Origin of the sequence: Vibrio sp. ER1A, assembly GCF_000733315.1 — a bacterium.
GTDB classification, from domain to species: Bacteria; Pseudomonadota; Gammaproteobacteria; order Enterobacterales; family Vibrionaceae; genus Vibrio; species Vibrio mediterranei.
Genome location: NZ_JPJA01000092.1, coordinates 593,400 through 610,852, shown reverse-complemented (window position 1 = coordinate 610,852; position 17,453 = coordinate 593,400). Strand labels below are relative to the sequence as shown.

The 17,453-nt window shown below is 44.0% G+C and carries 15 protein-coding genes and 2 tRNA genes; 7 read left to right on the top strand and 10 right to left on the bottom strand.

What is annotated here, in order from left to right; genetic code table 11:
- The first annotated feature begins 492 nt into the window (after positions 1 to 492).
- Both HW45_RS21140 and HW45_RS21135 read left to right on the top strand, forming a co-directional pair.
- The gene (locus HW45_RS21140) at positions 493 to 1,131 is read left to right on the top strand and encodes a YchE family NAAT transporter (RefSeq protein WP_038229486.1); all 639 of its coding nucleotides are present in this window, start codon (positions 493 to 495) and stop codon (positions 1,129 to 1,131) included.
- 143 nt (positions 1,132 to 1,274) lie between these two features.
- Positions 1,275 to 2,120: an ion transporter gene (locus tag HW45_RS21135; protein WP_006070065.1), complete on the top strand. Its 846-nt coding sequence runs from the start codon at positions 1,275 to 1,277 to the stop codon at positions 2,118 to 2,120.
- A gap of 65 nt (positions 2,121 to 2,185) precedes the next feature.
- Here the strand turns inward: HW45_RS21135 and asd are convergent, their stop codons facing one another.
- The 4 genes from asd to yejK all read right to left on the bottom strand — a co-directional run bounded on the left by asd (position 2,186) and on the right by yejK (position 7,230).
- Positions 2,186 to 3,304 carry an aspartate-semialdehyde dehydrogenase gene (gene asd, locus HW45_RS21130; RefSeq protein WP_038229483.1) on the bottom strand — a complete coding sequence of 373 codons (1,119 nt, stop codon included), beginning with the start codon at positions 3,302 to 3,304 and terminating at the stop codon, positions 2,186 to 2,188.
- Positions 3,305 to 3,478: 174 nt separating this feature from the next.
- Positions 3,479 to 4,681: a chemotaxis protein gene (locus HW45_RS21125; protein ID WP_038229482.1), complete on the bottom strand. Its 1,203-nt coding sequence runs from the start codon at positions 4,679 to 4,681 to the stop codon at positions 3,479 to 3,481.
- Positions 4,682 to 4,857: 176 nt separating this feature from the next.
- Positions 4,858 to 6,165, bottom strand: coding sequence for an Hpt domain-containing protein (locus tag HW45_RS28460; RefSeq protein WP_152559699.1), 1,308 nt, complete (start codon positions 6,163 to 6,165; stop codon positions 4,858 to 4,860).
- 66 nt (positions 6,166 to 6,231) lie between these two features.
- Positions 6,232 to 7,230 (bottom strand): nucleoid-associated protein YejK, encoded by a 999-nt coding sequence (yejK, locus tag HW45_RS21115; protein WP_031494007.1) that lies wholly within the window; start codon positions 7,228 to 7,230, stop codon positions 6,232 to 6,234.
- 84 nt (positions 7,231 to 7,314) lie between these two features.
- On the opposite strand from yejK, the gene HW45_RS21110 reads away from it, so the two are divergent.
- From HW45_RS21110 to HW45_RS21095, 4 genes are all read left to right on the top strand, one after another.
- Entirely contained in the window at positions 7,315 to 7,542 is a 228-nt protein-coding gene (locus HW45_RS21110) for a YejL family protein (RefSeq protein WP_006070060.1), read from the top strand.
- Between the two features lie 26 nt (positions 7,543 to 7,568).
- On the top strand, positions 7,569 to 9,392 hold the full coding sequence (locus tag HW45_RS21105; protein WP_038229480.1) for a DUF3413 domain-containing protein: 1,824 nt from the start codon (positions 7,569 to 7,571) through the stop codon (positions 9,390 to 9,392).
- A 63-nt stretch (positions 9,393 to 9,455) separates the two neighbouring features.
- Positions 9,456 to 9,532, top strand: a tRNA-Pro gene (locus HW45_RS21100).
- 161 nt (positions 9,533 to 9,693) lie between these two features.
- Positions 9,694 to 9,784: transfer RNA gene (locus HW45_RS21095), tRNA-Ser, on the top strand.
- A 375-nt stretch (positions 9,785 to 10,159) separates the two neighbouring features.
- Here HW45_RS21095 and HW45_RS21090 read toward each other — a convergent pair.
- The 3 genes from HW45_RS21090 to HW45_RS21080 are packed head-to-tail and all read right to left on the bottom strand — an operon-like array spanning position 10,160 to position 11,817.
- A complete protein-coding gene (locus HW45_RS21090; protein ID WP_038229479.1) occupies positions 10,160 to 10,348 on the bottom strand; it encodes a DUF2986 domain-containing protein in 189 nt (62 codons plus the stop codon).
- Between the two features lie 54 nt (positions 10,349 to 10,402).
- On the bottom strand, positions 10,403 to 10,891 hold the full coding sequence (locus tag HW45_RS21085; RefSeq protein ID WP_006070057.1) for an NUDIX domain-containing protein: 489 nt from the start codon (positions 10,889 to 10,891) through the stop codon (positions 10,403 to 10,405).
- Entirely contained in the window at positions 10,888 to 11,817 is a 930-nt protein-coding gene (locus HW45_RS21080; RefSeq protein ID WP_038229477.1) for a histone deacetylase family protein, read from the bottom strand. The genes HW45_RS21085 and HW45_RS21080 overlap by 4 nt, the downstream gene beginning before the upstream one ends.
- A gap of 54 nt (positions 11,818 to 11,871) precedes the next feature.
- Here HW45_RS21080 and HW45_RS21075 point away from each other — a divergent pair, with 54 nt between their 5' ends.
- Positions 11,872 to 12,558, top strand: coding sequence for an SDR family oxidoreductase (locus HW45_RS21075; RefSeq protein ID WP_038229475.1), 687 nt, complete (start codon positions 11,872 to 11,874; stop codon positions 12,556 to 12,558).
- An 18-nt stretch (positions 12,559 to 12,576) separates the two neighbouring features.
- Here HW45_RS21075 and HW45_RS21070 read toward each other — a convergent pair whose 3' ends face one another.
- The 3 genes from HW45_RS21070 to HW45_RS21060 form a co-directional block, all read right to left on the bottom strand.
- Positions 12,577 to 14,529 (bottom strand): DNA topoisomerase III, encoded by a 1,953-nt coding sequence (locus HW45_RS21070; protein ID WP_038229473.1) that lies wholly within the window; start codon positions 14,527 to 14,529, stop codon positions 12,577 to 12,579.
- Between the two features lie 100 nt (positions 14,530 to 14,629).
- Complete coding sequence (locus HW45_RS21065) at positions 14,630 to 15,178, bottom strand: NAD(P)H nitroreductase (RefSeq protein WP_038229472.1); 549 nt, start codon at positions 15,176 to 15,178, stop codon at positions 14,630 to 14,632.
- A 91-nt stretch (positions 15,179 to 15,269) separates the two neighbouring features.
- A complete protein-coding gene (locus HW45_RS21060) occupies positions 15,270 to 17,273 on the bottom strand; it encodes an NADPH-dependent 2,4-dienoyl-CoA reductase (RefSeq protein WP_038229471.1) in 2,004 nt (667 codons plus the stop codon).
- Between the last annotated feature and the right edge of the window lie 180 nt (positions 17,274 to 17,453).

Genomic DNA, 17,453 nt, shown 5'->3' with positions numbered 1-17,453 from the left:
TTTACCTACTTAGTAGTAACCATTAAGGGTAATGCAAGGTAAGTGTTTGTTTTATAATAATTATATTGAGTAAAATACTTAGCTCAAAATTACAGCAATCGAATGATTTTTTTAAATAAACTACAAATTTCTGTAAAAAAGTTTCATTTTTGTACAGATAAATCAAGTAAACCACCCTGCACGTGCTACAGCAAGTATATCCGCAGCCACCTCTAAAACCACTGACATCACATTTTTTTATCAAAAACGTGCTCGCGATAACAAATACGAAACAAGCTTCAATTCAGTTTGCTACTGGCATTGAAATTTATTTTCACATTCTATTCATAAATGCGACCAGCATCATTTGCCATTAGATTTTTTGTGGTTATTGAGTGACATATCGTTAGATTTTTTCATTCGCTTATCGACAAATGTTAGCGTACATTAGCGTCCTAAAATTGGGGACTCCAAGCCCATGTTATCCACCTCTTTTGCATAGAGTATCGAGAAATGAGTAGTATCGAATTCGCTATTTATTTGCAGTTCTTCTTAGGTCTAGTTGCCGCAGTGAACCCTGTAGGAATCATGCCGGTTTTTGTGTCGCTAACTGGACATATGTCGCTCGAAGATAAAAACAAAACCGCAGCAACAGCCAATATTGCTGTCGCTATCATCTTGATCACCTCGTTGTTAGCAGGCCAAGTACTTCTTGATATGTTTAGTATCTCGCTAGACTCATTCCGCGTTGCCGGTGGTTTGCTGCTAATGAGCATCGCGTTTTCAATGATGTCAGGTAAGCTCGGTGAAGATAAACAGAATAAACAAGAAAAATCGGAGTATGTCAGCAAAGAGCAAATCGGCGTCGTCCCACTGGCAATGCCATTAATGGCGGGTCCTGGTGCGATAAGCTCTACTATTGTCTATGGCGCTCGCTACCCAGGAATGCTGGAAACAACGGGTATCATCATTACCATTATTGCTTTTGCTCTGTGTTCGTGGCTACTTTATCGCTCAGCGCCTTTAATCGTGCGTTTCTTAGGGCAGACAGGAATTAACGTTATCACCCGTATCATGGGTTTGATTCTCGGTGCATTGGGTATTGAGTTTATGGCAAATGGCCTTAAAGCTTTGTTCCCTGGTTTGGCTTAAATAATCTTTCAAGCCCCACTCTAATAAAGGTGGGGCTACCTTGTCGTCTGCCCTTAATCTCCGCTCTCCGAAACTAAGCCCCCTGCCCCTACACCTCACTTAGGTATATACTAGTTTTTAGTCGTTAACGAAATGTACTTGCTATGGAAAACAATCGGTTAAAGCATCAGCTTTACGTCATCATTTTTGGCCATAATACCCGAGCGGGACGTGCGTTTGATATTGCGCTCATCATTGCTATTCTTCTTTCGCTCACAGTGTTAATCCTTCACTCAATCGAAGGGCTTGCGACAGAATGGGATCAAGAATTTCAACTACTCGAGTACTTCTTTACTGCATTATTTACAGTGGAATATATACTCCGGCTGTATTGCTCTCCAAAACCCAAAGCGTACGCCACAAGTTTTTACGGTGTGGTTGACCTCCTTGCCATTTTACCAACCTACCTAGCCCTTCTTTTTCCATCGGCTTCGTTTATGGGGGTAATCAGGCTGCTTCGAGTCATGAGAATATTCCGAATCTTAAAGCTCGTGCGCTATCTTCAAGATTCAAATATTTTGTTGCGTTCTCTACTCATGTCGAGACGTAAGATCTTTGTATTCTTCAGCACAGTAGCAATTCTAGTCACCATATTTGGTGCTTTGATATTCGTTATAGAAGGCCCCGAGAATGGTTTTACTAGCATCCCACAAAGTATTTACTGGGCTATCGTCACTATAACGACGGTTGGCTACGGCGATTTGGTGCCAAGTACACCCCTTGGCAAAGCGCTGGCGTCATTAACCATGCTACTCGGTTACTCTATTCTTGCAGTACCTACGGGTATTATTACGGCGGAGCTAAATCAAGAAATGAAGACGCATAGGAACCTGGTAAAGTGTCCAAACTGCTCAAAAGCAGGACACGAAAGTGATGCTTTGCACTGCAAGCACTGTGGCAGTGAACTTGCTCCACCAGATGAGCGTGTGACAGCCAGTTCAGAAGAATAATTTTCGCACCATCAATACCAAAAAAGCCCTCATCTAGAGGGCTTTTTTATTGTTGAACGCATTGATTATGATGCTTTTTCTGCAAGAATAATGCGCAGTGTACGGCGTAGCGGTTCCGCAGCACCCCAAAGTAGCTGGTCACCTACAGTGAACGCATTCAAGAAGTCATTACCCATTGCCATCTTTCTTAGACGACCAACAGGGATAGACATCGTGCCGGTGACTTTCGCCGGAGTCAGTTCTTGAGCGGTAATGTCACGCTCATTCGGGATAACTTTAACCCAGTCATTATGAGTGGCGATGATCTCTTCGATTTCATCCATTGGTACATCTTGCTTAAGCTTGATTGTGAGTGCTTGAGCATGACAACGCATCGCGCCGATACGAACACAAGTACCATCGATAGCAATTGGGTTGCCATCCGTACCAAGAATCTTATTTGCCTCAACGCCAGCTTTCCACTCTTCTTTACTTTGACCGTTATCGCGTTTTACGTCGATCCATGGAATGAGAGAGCCAGCCAAAGGCACACCAAATTGATCAGTAGGGAAAGAAGACGAACGAATAGTCTCAGCCACTTTACGGTCGATATCTAGAATCGAACTAGCAGGGTTTGCAAGCTCTGAAGAGACCGCATCATTGACCACACCCATTTGTGAAATAAGCTCACGCATGTTTTTGGCACCAGCACCAGAAGCTGCTTGATACGTCATGGCACTCATCCATTCGACCATGCCTTTTTCATACAGGCCACCTAAACCAAGCAACATCAAGCTCACGGTACAGTTACCACCAACAAAGGTGCTTGTGCCTTTAACTAGACCATCTTGAATCTGACCTAAGTTCACTGGATCTAAAGTGATGATGGAGTCTTTGTCCATACGGAGAGTAGAAGCTGCATCAATCCAATAGCCTTTCCAACCAGCTTGACGTAATGCAGGATAAACTTTTTCGGTGTAGCTACCACCTTGACAGGTAATGACTGCATCAAGTTGTTTCAAGCTTTCGATATCAAAAGCATCTTGAAGCATACCGGCATCTTTGCCGAAGTTAGGGGCTGGGATACCTACTTGAGAGGTACTGTAGAATACTGGTTCGATAACGTCGAAGTCTTTTTCTTCGACCATACGCTGCATCAATACCGAACCAACCATGCCGCGCCAACCAACTAAACCTACTCTCATTGAATTACTCTCCGTGTGAATTTAAAAAAGGCTCCTCCATCTATAAAATTTTCCGAGCCATAACACAAGAGTAAAGTAACAATAAGTGTGTCTTTTTTTAACTAACCCTACCAGTTTTGCTAATTTGAGAAGATTAAGTTGTAAAAAAAGCCCCAATACGGGGCTTCTATAAATTTATGCGCTTGTTTTACTCTCTTTTCTTGCTTGAACCTTCTTACCAAGGATGTAGCCAAGTCCAAGAGGTGCAAAAAAGATCACCAAAATAAACAAGATAAAGTAAACAATAGTGCTCTTAATCAGTTGGATAAGTTTTTCTACAGCTAACGTTACGACATCTTGAGAAATCTTGTCGAGGTCCTGAGCAAACAATTCTCGCTCTTGATTTACGATAAGCGCGATTTCCTTACGTTCACGCTCAACCATTTTAATCAGCTCTTCACGCTCTCTCGCCACCATGTCGTCAAGGGCTTGTCTTTCCGCGCTTAGCTGCGTCAACTTATCTTGAGTCTTGGCATCCAGATCATTGAGTAGTGGCTGCAATTCAATCGCCATCTTCTGCGCAAGGTCTCTCATGTATTCGGGATTATTGTTAACGAAGTCCTGAAACGCGTCTGCACTCAATTGGAAACTTTGGATAGCTCCTCGAATATCATCACCATTTACGTTGCTGTTTAAAGCAATCAGCTGCGCTTTCCACGTCATTAGCTTTGGTGTTTGTTCCGACATAAGAGATAAACGATCCGAGACATCCGATAGAGCTTCTGGCATGGTTCCAAGCGTTGTTGTAACTTCACTTTCGTCAATTCCCTGTGCTTTTAACCACTCACGATAAGCCGGTGTTCTGGAAAAAGTTAGATTTTCAAAAGGGTGTAATGCAGCGAATTTCTCGACAAACTCTTTGCTAGTAGCGTAGTTATCACCTTTGAACAAGGATTTTGCTAACTTATCAATTTCGTTGCTAAGCTGCTGAGACACTTGTTTAGCATCATCACTTGTAAACAGAGCTTGACCATTGCCTTGGTTGAAAAAGTTATTCATCTGGATCGTAAACACCCACGAATCGATCAAACCCGCAGTTGGCGAAACTTGATAAGCAGCTTGCTGTAGACCCTCTTCGGCATGGATTTTCCAAAGTAACACGTACGATTGGTTCATCACGTCATTTTCAGGATACTGAGCTGCAAGTGAGTCCGCTGTTGATTCAACTTGGCTAAAAAACTCACGACTGTATTCTCGCGTCATCAAGCGCATATTCAATTCTTGCTTCGTCAGCGGGGTCGTTTGACTATCGAGCTGTACCTCGAGAAGTGAGCAGCCTGAGAGAGCTACCATGAGCAGTAGCAAAAGAAAATTGCGAGTGGCGCGCAATGCGTTCATCAAAAAAGCCTCTGATCGTGAATAAATGTACAACACATTCATTATACTTATAAAACACAAGTTCTCGCTAAGTGTCAGTATTTTTGAGTGATCTTGACAAACTCTTTTCTTGGTGCACGTTCAGCCTTAAACCTAAATGCGTGAAAGCCTTAGGCTGTTTTCGCTAATTCAAAGTGCTAGGTCGTCGATTGCGCAATGTAGGCCTGCGCTGACACTATCGCTTGCTGTAAATTATTGTCCAGCTCAGAGAGCACGGTTTCAGATAGCGTTTGACTCTCTTTCAAGCTTTTTTCCGCTACTGTCGCAACATTGCGAAGCTCATCAGCAAAAATACTTCCAGAAACGCCTTTCAACGTATGAGCAATTCGCGTGGCTTGTTCAATGTCGTCGGTTAAATGCTGTTGTAATCTTTCTGCATCTTGCGCGTGCTCTGAAACAAATACCCCCAATAGCAACAACATAGACTCTCGGTCACCGTCAAGAGTGTTCAACATCTTTGAGAAATCTATCGCCTCGGAACTCTCCCGCCTTTGAGCTGGAGCTTGCTGTTCAGTTTCTACCTCAGTCTCCACATTCGGCGCGGTTTTGAGTTGATTAGGCACGGCTTGCGATTCAATTTCCACAGCGAGTGCTAATTCAGGCTCTGAGATGTGCTGCTCCTGCTCAACCGAACTTTCCGTCGCGAATGACTGGGTAGTTGGCTGCAATTGACTATCCTTAGCAACACGCATGGTCCGAATCGCAGTTAGGATGATTAGAGCCATCGCGACAATACTAAGCATTACTATCATTAATATTTGATGATTAACGATAAGCTTAGATTGATCCGTTCTTTGAGAAAGCTCACGCATCACCGGGTGATTTACAACTCGTTCGATTAGGAACTCAGTATTCGCAGATTGTGAGAGTAGAACCGATGCTTGAGAGTTTAGAGCTAATAGCTCCAACCTATCCTCTTCAGGTAATTGATACGCCGCACGCTGAATTTGTTCTAGACGCAGATAGACTTGTCTTGGCTCGATAGATTCATTAAATAATGTGTCCAATACTACATAAGACAATTGATTACTTAGCGCTTTTGCACTTGCACTAAATGTTGGCGTTTGCTCGCTAACTCGCGCGATAAACTCATCAAGACGAGTTTCATCACTTGCAAGCAATTCTGCCTGCTCAACAAACCGTTCTAGCAAATATACAGTGTGTGATACGTCGGAAAGTAGATCTGAGCTGGTTAGAGATTTAAGTTGAATCGCTTGCGCATGTATTAACTGAATATCAAGCTCTATCTGTTCCGAAAACTTAGAGCGATAAGGTTGAGGGAGAAAAAGAGTCTGCTGCAGCTTATTGATACTAATGGATATCTCATCCATTAAATGGTTAATTTGATCTTCTTTAGAAGTCAGGTAAACGACAACCGAAATGGCCAGCGCCCACATCATGCCAATAATGGCAACGACAGTAAAAAGACGTTTATAAGAATTCAACAACCGTTCCCCTTCCTTGGTTCTTGCGATCTAAAAAGCGCTACACAAGGCAGCGCTTTCGTTATTTTATCGGTTCCGAGTCAACTGATCTCTGAGATTAGGAGGTGTCCCCTTGATCGTCAATGTATCAGTTTCTGGATCGTAAAATACGCGCTCACCCAGTAATAGACTATCAAAGCTTAAGTTCAGTCCACCACCTGCACCAACAAATTTTGTTAGCTTGCGAACTGTGGAGCGATCTGCTGGAAAACTGTCTTCAAGATCATAGCCTTGTTCTTGAGTGTAATCTAAAAAGCTCGCGCCTTCATTACTAGGTAACTCTCCGGACAGTTCTTTTATTTGAACTTCATCACCAGTCTTCAACTGATCACTGCAGTAATCAAAGACCTGCTTCTTGTAACTAACGGTTTCATCTTTATCAAGCTGAGCATCCGCACAATAATCCTCTACCGCTTGCATCAAAATGGTATTTTGCTGTTTAGTATCCAGCCCCACCTGTGCCTGCAAAAAGTCGAGGAAGAAGTCTGCTACTTTGCGACCTACCCTACCTTTGATGTAGGTGAGATAACGGTTAGAGCTTTTATCTAAGTCATAACTGGTTAGGTCAATGCGTGCGGCAATGTCCATCTTGGCGATATCGAGATAATCAATTGAACCGATGTTCAATCCTTCAGTGATTTGCAAGCTATTGTAAGAAGGTAGTAAACCAATGAACAGATAGTCGGTTGCTAAAGATTGATACTGTGCCATTACCAAGGTACCCGCTTCTGCAAATGGGTATTTAGCTAACTCAGTTTTTAGTCGCTCGGCGCTATCTTGCGAGAATGCGTAAAAGTCTTTATCACCTTTTAGCAGCTCACCCAACCAAACTTGGAAGTCACTTTCTTGAGTGAAGGAACCAAATCCTTTTCCTGCTTTCGAATTAAATACGCGATGAAGCTCAGCAACAAGGCTTTCGGTTGAATTATCGTTTGGTAAAAGGGCCTCACGGTAATGAACAACCAGTTCTTCCTGCTCATTTATCGCCAACTGGTGTAAAATAACGTTAGATAGGTTCAAACTCATAGTGAAATTATTATCGTTGCTGTTTCGTTTGTGATGCAGAGTAGGGTATCATAAGCCGCTTTCATTATCATTAGCAGAGTCTTTATGCCAATTACATCTAAATATACCGATCAACAAGTTGAAGATATCCTTTCTGAAGTTGCAGCAGTGCTTGATAAGCATGGCGCAAGTGCAGAACTTTCACTTATGATTGCAGGCAATATCGCAACCAATGTCTTAAATCAGAACGTTGCTCCTTCACAACGCCAAGCAATTGCGGAAAAATTCTCTAAGGCTCTGATTTCTTCTCTAGAAACTAAAGACCAACACTAATCAACTACGGACAGAAATAACGGCAGATGGTAGATAGCGAAAATTCATATGGTGAACGAGTCTCACGACTAGTTGGTTGGGGACACTGGTTTGCGTTCTTCAATATTATCGCAGCTATGTTGGTTGGCACGCGTTATATCGCCGCGTCACCATGGCCAGATACACTGTTGGGGCAGATCTATCTGCTGACCTCGTGGATTGGGCATTTTGGCTTTTTAGTATTTGCCTTGTACCTTTTAGTGCTATTTCCGCTAACGTTTATTGTTCCCTCGCGCAAGCTATTTAGGCTGCTTGCCGTTTGTTTCGCAACGTTCGGACTCACTGTCCTACTTATTGATACCCAAGCTTACCAATCCATTAACTTACACCTTTCCCCGGTGGTATGGGAACTACTGTTCAATGACGAAAGTAGCCCGGTAAGTTCGGACCTACAACATCTATTTATTGTGCTGCCGCCAATATTCCTAGCGCAGTTGGCACTTTCCGAGTGGGTTTGGAAGAAACAACGCAAACTTTCCCACAAACATGTTGGACGCCCACTCACGGCGGTGTTCTTCTTATGCTTTATTTCTAGCCATCTGATCTTTATCTGGGCTGATGCTTATTTCTACAACCCAATTACCATTCAAAAAGCGAACTTCCCGCTTTCTTACCCAATGACAGCTAAGTCATTCATGGAAAAGCATGGTCTATTGGATAGAGAAGAATACCTTCAAAAATTGAAAGAGAATGAAGGTGCGGTTGACCTTGTTAGCTACCCATTAACAGAGATAGAGTTCAATCGTCGCTCAGAAAATTTAAACGTACTTGTCGTAAGCATTAATAACTTACGCAGTGATATGTTAACTGCGGACACCATGCCAGTCAGTTATGGCTTCGCGCTAAACAACCAAAATTTCACTAATCACTATAGTTCTAGTAACGATGACTTTGGTGTATTTGGTTTGATGTATGGTCTACCAAGCAGCTATGCAAGTAGCATCAAAGCTCAAGGGACTGCGCCTCTGTTTATGTCAATCCTTCGCGACCAAGGCTATAGTTTCAAACTCTATAGTGGTGATAATTTTGAAGATGATATTTATAGAGATACCATATTCCGCAAATTCCCTATGGTAGATCTAACCGTTCAGCAAGAGGGTGAAACGAACCCACCTATCGTCTCTGACCTCACTGCCATTAAACGTTGGCAAGCTGATATTGAATCAGGGGCTGGAAAACCTTGGTTCAGCTACATAGAACTTACGACCGTTGATAACTTCGACGCTTATCAACCACAAGGCACTGACCTATCACCGGAACAGCAGTTTATTGCTGCTTATTCTGCTGCAGCGACAGCAGCGGATGGTGAGTTTGCTAAAATATTGCAAACAATCGCTGACCAAGGGTTGATGAACAACACCGTGATTATTCTTACGTCTAATCATGGCACTGAATTCAACGAAACAAAGACGCGCAGTTGGGGTTCTAATACCAACTACAGTCAATATCAACTCCGCGTTCCTATGGTGGTTCATTGGCCTGGAAAACTGGCTGCAGATTATACCCATATGACGAGTCACCTTGATCTCTCAGCAACCATTATGCAAGACCTAAGTGGCGTCTCCACGAGTGTGAAAAACTACAGCAGCGGTCGTAACTTGTTTGATGAACGTAAACGCAAATGGATTATTGCAGGGGACACGAGAGAGCTTGCATTAATTACGCCGACAGATACTACTGTTGTCGATAAATTTGGTAACTACAGCTTATACGATCACAACTATCGCAAACTCGACGATAAGAATCCGAAGCTGCCGATACTGATGCAAGGCTTCACAGAACTACAACGTTTCTACGCAAAAAGTCAGTAAATCAAGGATTTAATAACTCTGGACTCTTGACCTAGAAAATCCTCTGGTTTAGATTAATCCCATCGGACTGTAGCGCAGCTTGGTAGCGCACCGTCATGGGGTGTCGGGGGTCGCTGGTTCAAATCCAGTCAGTCCGACCATATTCAAGCCCCTAGTGAAAACTAGGGGCTTTTTACTAAAGAAATGTTTAGTTTATAGACACCCAAACCTATTTTTTAATTCAAGCGCTTATAATTGCAGCAAACAGTTAAAATAAGGGTTTACAAACAGTAAGATGCCTATTATTATGCGCATCAACAACGGAGAGATGGCTGAGTGGTTGAAAGCACCGGTCTTGAAAACCGGCATACGTTAATAGCGTATCTAGGGTTCAAATCCCTATCTCTCCGCCACATTCAGAAAAAGCCGCTACGAAGTAGCGGCTTTTTTGCATCTAGCGTTTCTATACACCTACTTAACAACACGTATCAAATATCCGCAGTGTGCTTACCTACAAACGTAAAGAAATGATGGTTTATACTGACTACACCGCCGAGTCATGTCGTAAAGCTGTATTAATAAAATAAGTATGTCGATTTAAGGTCATAGCGATTCCTTTCCCTGAAAACGCTCACATGAAATTGTGCGTCTTATTTAAGGAATCTTGGCTTAAGAGTTTCTGGTGATACTTTTTGCACTACGCAGTATTTGAGTTGAAGCTAGAGTTGAAGTAATTGATATGGTTGGGGTTGAGCGGTTTTCAACTGCTCAACCAGACTTGCTAAACATTATGATGTTGCCTGTTCAGGCGCATCTAACATTTCATTATTATTTTGTGCTTCTTGCTCCGCTTCCATCTTCGCACGTTCGGCTTTAGATATGTAACGCGGTTTATTCTTCCCTGCGCCATTCTTTTTAGCGTTCGCTTTTTTCATTCGCGCTTTATGAATCTGGTTGATTTTTTTCTTACGGTTCATCGCAGGTACTCATTGGTTCTGTATTGGTCGTGCATCATACAGAGGTTATTGCCGTTAATCTAGGTGGTTCACATCGTCATTCTCTCCTTGGACATAACTTCCTAAATGGGTCGCAAACTGCTTGGCTTGAATCAGTGGAAGTACCGTAGACACAATGTCAGCTGGAAAGACTTTGTATTGATTGAGATCTTCAACATCAACCCAAGCTACTTGTTGAATGTACTCAGAGTCATTAAGTCCCTCTAGGTTAACTAGAGAAAGCTCTCCTCTCCATGACTCAACTAAATAAAACAACTCAACGTGGTAGCGGTCGGATGAAGTCTCATGAAACTCCCGTACACACAATAACGGCCCGACGGTCACATCAAGGCCAGTCTCTTCACGAAACTCTCGCACTAACGCTTGCTTGGAAGACACATCCGAATCCTCAAGACCACCACCCGGTGGTATCCAATATTCTCCTGAGTATTGGTCGCGCACACGAAGCATTAGTATCTTATTATTTTGTAACGCGATACCTGCCGCTCTTATTCTGTGCTTCATTTGCCGCTCCTTTGCTGGTATGCCGCATCTATAAGTGACATGTGAATAGGAATTAAATCGCTATGCTCTGTTCGATAACCGCCACCAACGACACAAGCGACAGGGATACCTTTATTTCGACAGTAGTCCAGCATCCATAAATCACGCTGGCAAACTCCGTCCAAGGTCACTTGAAGATAGCCTAGTTCATCGTCCTCGTGAATATCTACACCCGCATCATAAATAATCAGATCGGGTTGATGCAGTCGTATTGCTAGTTCAACCACCTGCTTGAAGCTTGCCAAGAACTCTTTGTCACTCGCACCTCGACTTAAAGGCACATCCATATCAGATAACGGCTTTCTCGCGGGAAAGTTCTTTTCGCAATGAAGTGATAGAGTCACTATTTGATCAGTGCCCGCGGCAAGGGTTGCACTTCCATCGCCATGATGTACATCACTATCAACAATCAATACTTTCTCCGCCCCATGCTCTATTGCATTCTGCGCGGCGATAATCAGATCATTGAACAAGCAGAAACCACTACCAAAATCGTAATGGGCGTGATGATAACCGCCACTTAAGTGAATCGCTAACCCATACTCCATCGCTTGTTGTGCTGCTAAACACGTCCCACCAGCTGAGATCAGTGTTCGTTGAATAAGCTGCTCTGTCCAAGGAAAGCCTATTCTTCTTATCTTCGCTGCAGGTAAGCTTCCTGTGACCAAACCCTCAACATAGTCTCTACAGTGAACCTGTTGCACTTGCTCTACCGTCAACGGGCTAGGTGTTTTTATGACAAACGGAGATTCGGACAAGCGTAAATACTTTCGCTCAACCTCTTCATACAGCAAACGGTATTTGTTGATAGGATAACGATGTCCTTCTGGCAATGGTAAATCAGAATAGATAGGGTGATAAATCAAAGGAACAACGTTGTTGTGCATCAGACGCTCTAGATTTCATTTATAATGGGAGCATCTTATCGTTAGGGAGCACATATGAAAACCGTATTCATTACAGGGGCAAATCGAGGTATTGGTCTTGCTCTTACCAAAAGATACCTTCAATCTGGCTACCAAGTACACGCCACTTATCGCAGTGCATGCAGCGCTAAGGAGCTGCTGTCTCTGGAGGTAAGTGAGTCAAACCTGTCTACATACTGCTTTGACGTCACCGATTATCCAACCTATCCGCAACTTCTCGCACAGTTACCCAACCTCGATATTGTAATCAATAATGCAGGCTATTATGGCCCCAAAGGCTACGGTTTCGGCAATACAGACATCGATGAATGGCGCAAGGTATTGGAAATAAACACCATCGCTCCACTTAAATTGGTGGAAGCACTCTACCCCAAAATCCAAAAATCCACGATTAGGAAAATTGCTTGCTTATCCTCTAAAGTCGGTAGCATGACAGAAAACACATCTGGCGGTGGGTACATCTATCGCTCCTCAAAAGCCGCACTGAACTCAGTAGTTAAGAGTTTGAGTAACGATTTAAGCCAAGAAGGTATTACCGTTCTGGCATTACATCCGGGTTGGGTTCAAACCGAGATGGGCGGTCCAAATGCTCTTATCTCAACCACAGAATCAGCATCTGGCTTGTTCAAGGTCATCGAAAACGCTGACTCCAACCAGTCAGGCCAATTTATTAACTTCGACGGTCAACCACTTCCTTGGTAGGTCATTAGTCATTCGATATTAGCTGCGGCTCTTGGTCTTACTAGGCGCTTTTTTTCCCTTACTAAAACGTCGTTTCTTAAATGCCGGTCTCTCAACTTTGGGCAAATTTTTGAGAGAATCCGGCACAGGGCCTGACTTCACTTGTTGCATAAGCTGTTCAAGGCGGTTATTGAGCTCAGCCATAAATGGCGTATAGGACTGCGTTTTCTCAGCCATGCCTTGCAACTGAAACTCCCAGTGGGCTGTCATATCAGGATAGGTCGATTCATCAGGTAGCGCATGAATTAAACCTCTTCCTGCAGAAGTGCTAATAACTGACTTGCCCTGACGATTAAGCAACTTGCGTTTAAAAAGTGTATCAAGAATACCCGCACGCGTTGCTTCTGTTCCGATACCATCGGTATCACGTAGGATTTTCTTCAGCGATTTATCCTCAACGAATCGGCTGATCCCGGTCATCGCCTGAAGTAATGTTGCCTCGGTGAAATGTCTTGGTGGCTCGGTTTTCTTCTCTGCGATCACACCTTCGCGACAGATGAGTTCGGTACCGACTTCCAAAGGCGGAACGGCATCTACGGCCTCCTCTTGCTCATTAGCATAGTTCCCTAACAAGACTCGCCACCCAGGCTGCTGCAAGCGCTTGCCTTTAGCAATAAAACAGCCACCTTGAATATCAAACTCTAACATGGCTTCGGCGTACACCGCTGCTGGATAAAACTGCATTAAATACTGACGCGCGATCAGCCCATAGATTTTCTCTTCAAACCCAGATAGCACACTACTGGTTTTCTTTGGTGTCGGAATAATAGCGTGGTGTGCATCAACTTTGCTGTCGTTCCACGCTTTGGACTTCCGACTGCTGTCCGCGTCATCGACCGCCTGAGCATGCTCTCTGCTATTGTTCTTTATTGCACTTAGTACATCATTCGCTTGGTAAAAATGATCTTTAGGTAAATATCGGTTATCAGAACGTGGATAGGTAATAAGTTTGTGCTTCTCGTACAGAGCCTGACAAACATCCAACACTTGTTGCGCGCTCATATTAAAACGCTTGGCTGCATCAATCTGTAAAGCAGACAAAGAGTACGGTAAAGGCGCATTCTGTTTTGTCGACTTATGCTCTGACTTAGTGACTTTTGCTGGCTGTCCTTGAATACGACTCGCGACATTTTCCACCAGCTTTTTATTCAGCACTCTTCCTTCTTCATCTTGCCATGGTTGGCAGGCTTCACTTGGTTTCCATTTGGCACGAACGTCAAAGGCCGCGTGCGAATCTTGGTAAGGAATCAAGGCGTGTAAAGTGTAATAGTCTTTGGGAACAAAGTTCTCGATTTCTTCATCACGACGAACCACCAATCCCAACACGGGTGTTTGTACTCGCCCAACAGATAACACACCTTGATAACCCGCCTTTTGTCCGAGAAGCGTATAGGCCCGAGACATATTCATCCCATAAAGCCAATCCGCTCGTGAACGTGCTAACGCCGATACCGAAAGTGGAATAAACTCTTGATTCATGCGCATAGAATTGAGCGCTTTTTTTACCGCCGGAAGGTTTAAATCGCTAATCAACAAACGCTGAGCAGTATCTTTCTTGGCTTTCGAAACCTTACAGTAGTCGATCACCTCATCAACCAGAAGTTGCCCTTCCCTGTCTGGGTCTCCGGCGTTAACAATACTGGTCGCCGTTTTTAGCAGCTTCTTTACCGCGGTGAGCTGTTTTGAAGCACTTTTTCGAGGTCTGAGTTGCCACTGATTTGGCACGATAGGCAGATCATTCAGATTCCACTTTTTATAACGCTCATCGTAGGCATCAGGCTCTACCTGCTCAAGCAAATGACCAATACACCATGTGACCACATCACCATTTCCACATTGGATGTATCCTTCGCCTTTTTTTTGAGGGTTTGGCAAAGCGGCGGCAATAGCACGCCCTAAGCTGGGTTTTTCGGCAATAAAGAGACGAGTCATAGAGAAGGGTCACAGGTATCTGAAAAAATAAAGGTAAGCTTAACTAAGCTTACCTTTAAGAATCAAGAAAAACTGTATAAATAGCCAGTTAAATATTCCGTTATAGGAACTTAACGTATTTATTTAAATCACGCTCTGGCGCTTTCATTGGTGTACATCCGGGCGTACCGACGTAGAGAAAACCAACGATTTGATCATCACCCTCAACGCCAAACGCTTGACGAACGTGTTCATCAAACATCCATTTGCCCGAACGCCAAAATGCTTGGAAGCCTTGAGCCACAGCTGCCATTTGCATTGCTTGAACTGCACAACCAGCAGAAAGATGTTGCTCCATCGCGGGTACCTTGTCATGTTGCGTCACTTTCGCAATGACGGTGATGACCAGAGGAGCACGAAAAGGGGCTTTCTTAGCTTTTTCAATCACCGCCTCCTCACTGCCCGCTTGAGCAGCGGCATCACTTAAGATATCAGCCAGTTTCTGTCTGCCATCACCCTGCGCCAGCACAAACTGCCAAGGAGTAAGCCCTGCATGATCGGGAGCGCGCAAGCCCGCTCTAATAATATTTTCTAACGCTTCTCCTTCAGGAGCCGGTTCTGATAGTCGAGCAATCGAACGCCTATTGAGTAACAGTTCTAGGGCATCCATAACACTTCCCTTTTTGTTTGTTGTAATAACGCTCATTATAACAAAACGTTAACGTCATGACAGCAAAAGTGAGAACTGTTCTCAATCTACTCTATAGCTTGGCAGCTAATTCGACACCTTGGCGAATCGCTCTAACCGCGTCCAGTTCACCAGCATAGTCAGCACCACCAATAACATGCAATTTGTCACCAAAGCTTTGCCACTGGTCTTCGAATGGTTTTACAGACTCTTGCCCAGCGCAGATGACCACTTTATCTGCGGGTATCAACTGCTCTTCACCTTTGACAGTAATGTGCAGACCTTGATCATCAATCTTGTTATAAGTCACGCCACCTAAAAGATGTACACCTCTCTTTTCAAGGGTTTTCTTGTGGATCCAGCCTGTCGTTTTACCCGGGCCTTTACCTACTCTGCCTTCTTTACGCTGCATTACCCAGACATTGGTATCGGTCACTTCTTCCGGGAATGGGAATAGACCTCCTGGATGCTCGATGGTTTTGTCGATGCCCCATTCGTGTAACCAGTCATCTAACGTCTGACCATGAGGTTCAGTAATCATGCTCGCAACATCGACCCCAATACCGCCTGCTCCCATGATCGCCACGTTGTCACCTACTGGTGTCTTATCGCGAATCAATGTTTGATAGTCGATGACTTTATCTTGGTTATCGATACCACCAAGCTTGGGCATTCTTGGCTGAACACCGGACGCCATCACTACTTCATCATATTCGCGTAGCAGGTCAGCCGTCGCTTCGGTGTCAAGATGTAGCTTGACGCCGGTCTCTTCAATACGGTTGGCAAAGTAACGGATAGTTTCTCTGAATTCTTCTTTACCTGGGATTTGCATCGCTAAACGGAACTGGCCACCAATGCGGTCACTCTTCTCGAAAAGATCCACAGAATGGCCTTTTTCCGCCAACATGGTCGCACACGCTAATCCGGCAGGTCCGGCACCTACAACGGCAATGGCCTTACTATTTACGGCCTTCTTGACGATTAAATCCGTTTCATAACACGCTTGAGGGTTGACCAAACAAGTAGCGCGCTTGCCTTTGAATGCATTATCCAAGCACGCTTGGTTACAACCTATACACGTATTGATTAGTTGTGACTTGCCTTGCTCTGCCTTCGCGATAAAGTTTGGGTCGGCCAAGAAAGGTCTCGCCATCGAGACCATATCAGCGTGCCCTGATGAAAGTATCCGCTCGGCTTCTTCCGGTGTATTTATTCGGTTAGTCGTGATAACAGGCACATTGAGATAAGGACGGATTTTTTCGGTTACCCAGGTGAAAGCACCACGAGGAACTTGAGTGGCAATCGTCGGTACTTTCGCTTCGTGCCAACCGATACCAGTATTGATTATCGTTACGCCAGCCTGCTCTAGCGCCTGTCCAAGCTGCACTACTTCTTCAAAAGTACTGCCTTGCTCGACCAGATCCAGCATCGAGAGTCGGAAAATAATAATAAACTCTTTACCCACAGCCGCTCTTACTGCTTTAACAATCTCTAACGGCAAGCGGATACGGTTTTCATAACTACCACCCCACTCATCGTAGCGAACATTGGTGCGCTTACAGATGAACTGGTTGATGAAGTAACCTTCCGAACCCATGATTTCAACACCGTCATACCCTGCTTCTTGCGCCAGTGATGCACTGTTTGCATAAGCGTCGATAGTCTTCCAGATTTGACGGCTGCTCATTTCACTAGGTGCAAAAGGAGAAATAGGTGATTTTATTTTCGATGCGCTTTGTGAAAACGGGTGGTAACCATAACGACCAGCGTGAAGAATTTGCAATGCGATTTTACCGCCATGCTTATGCACAGCCTCAGTAACAACTTTATGCGCTTTGGCATGTTTTGGCTTACTAAATTCAGCAGCAAAAGGGGCAAGACGTCCGCGAAGGTTTGGCGCAAATCCGCCAGTGACAATCAGGCCTACTCCTCCTTTGGCTCGCTCTTCATAAAATGCAGCAAGCTTATGCAGTCCTTCCTTGTGTTCTTCAAGACCTGTGTGCATCGATCCCATCAGCACACGATTACGTAGTTGGGTAAATCCTAAATCCAGAGGCTTAAGTAAGTTCGGGTACATAGCAGACTTCACTTCCGTTGTTATAGTTGTGGTCTGACCAGAATATTATGTAAAGGTTAAAAAATCAAACTAGCGTTTACATTTTCTCAACATTATTAAAAATTTTTTCCTGAATATTTGAACTTAATCTAGTATGTTAAGTCTTTAATTTTTATTCACTTAAAACCTTGATTGAGTGAT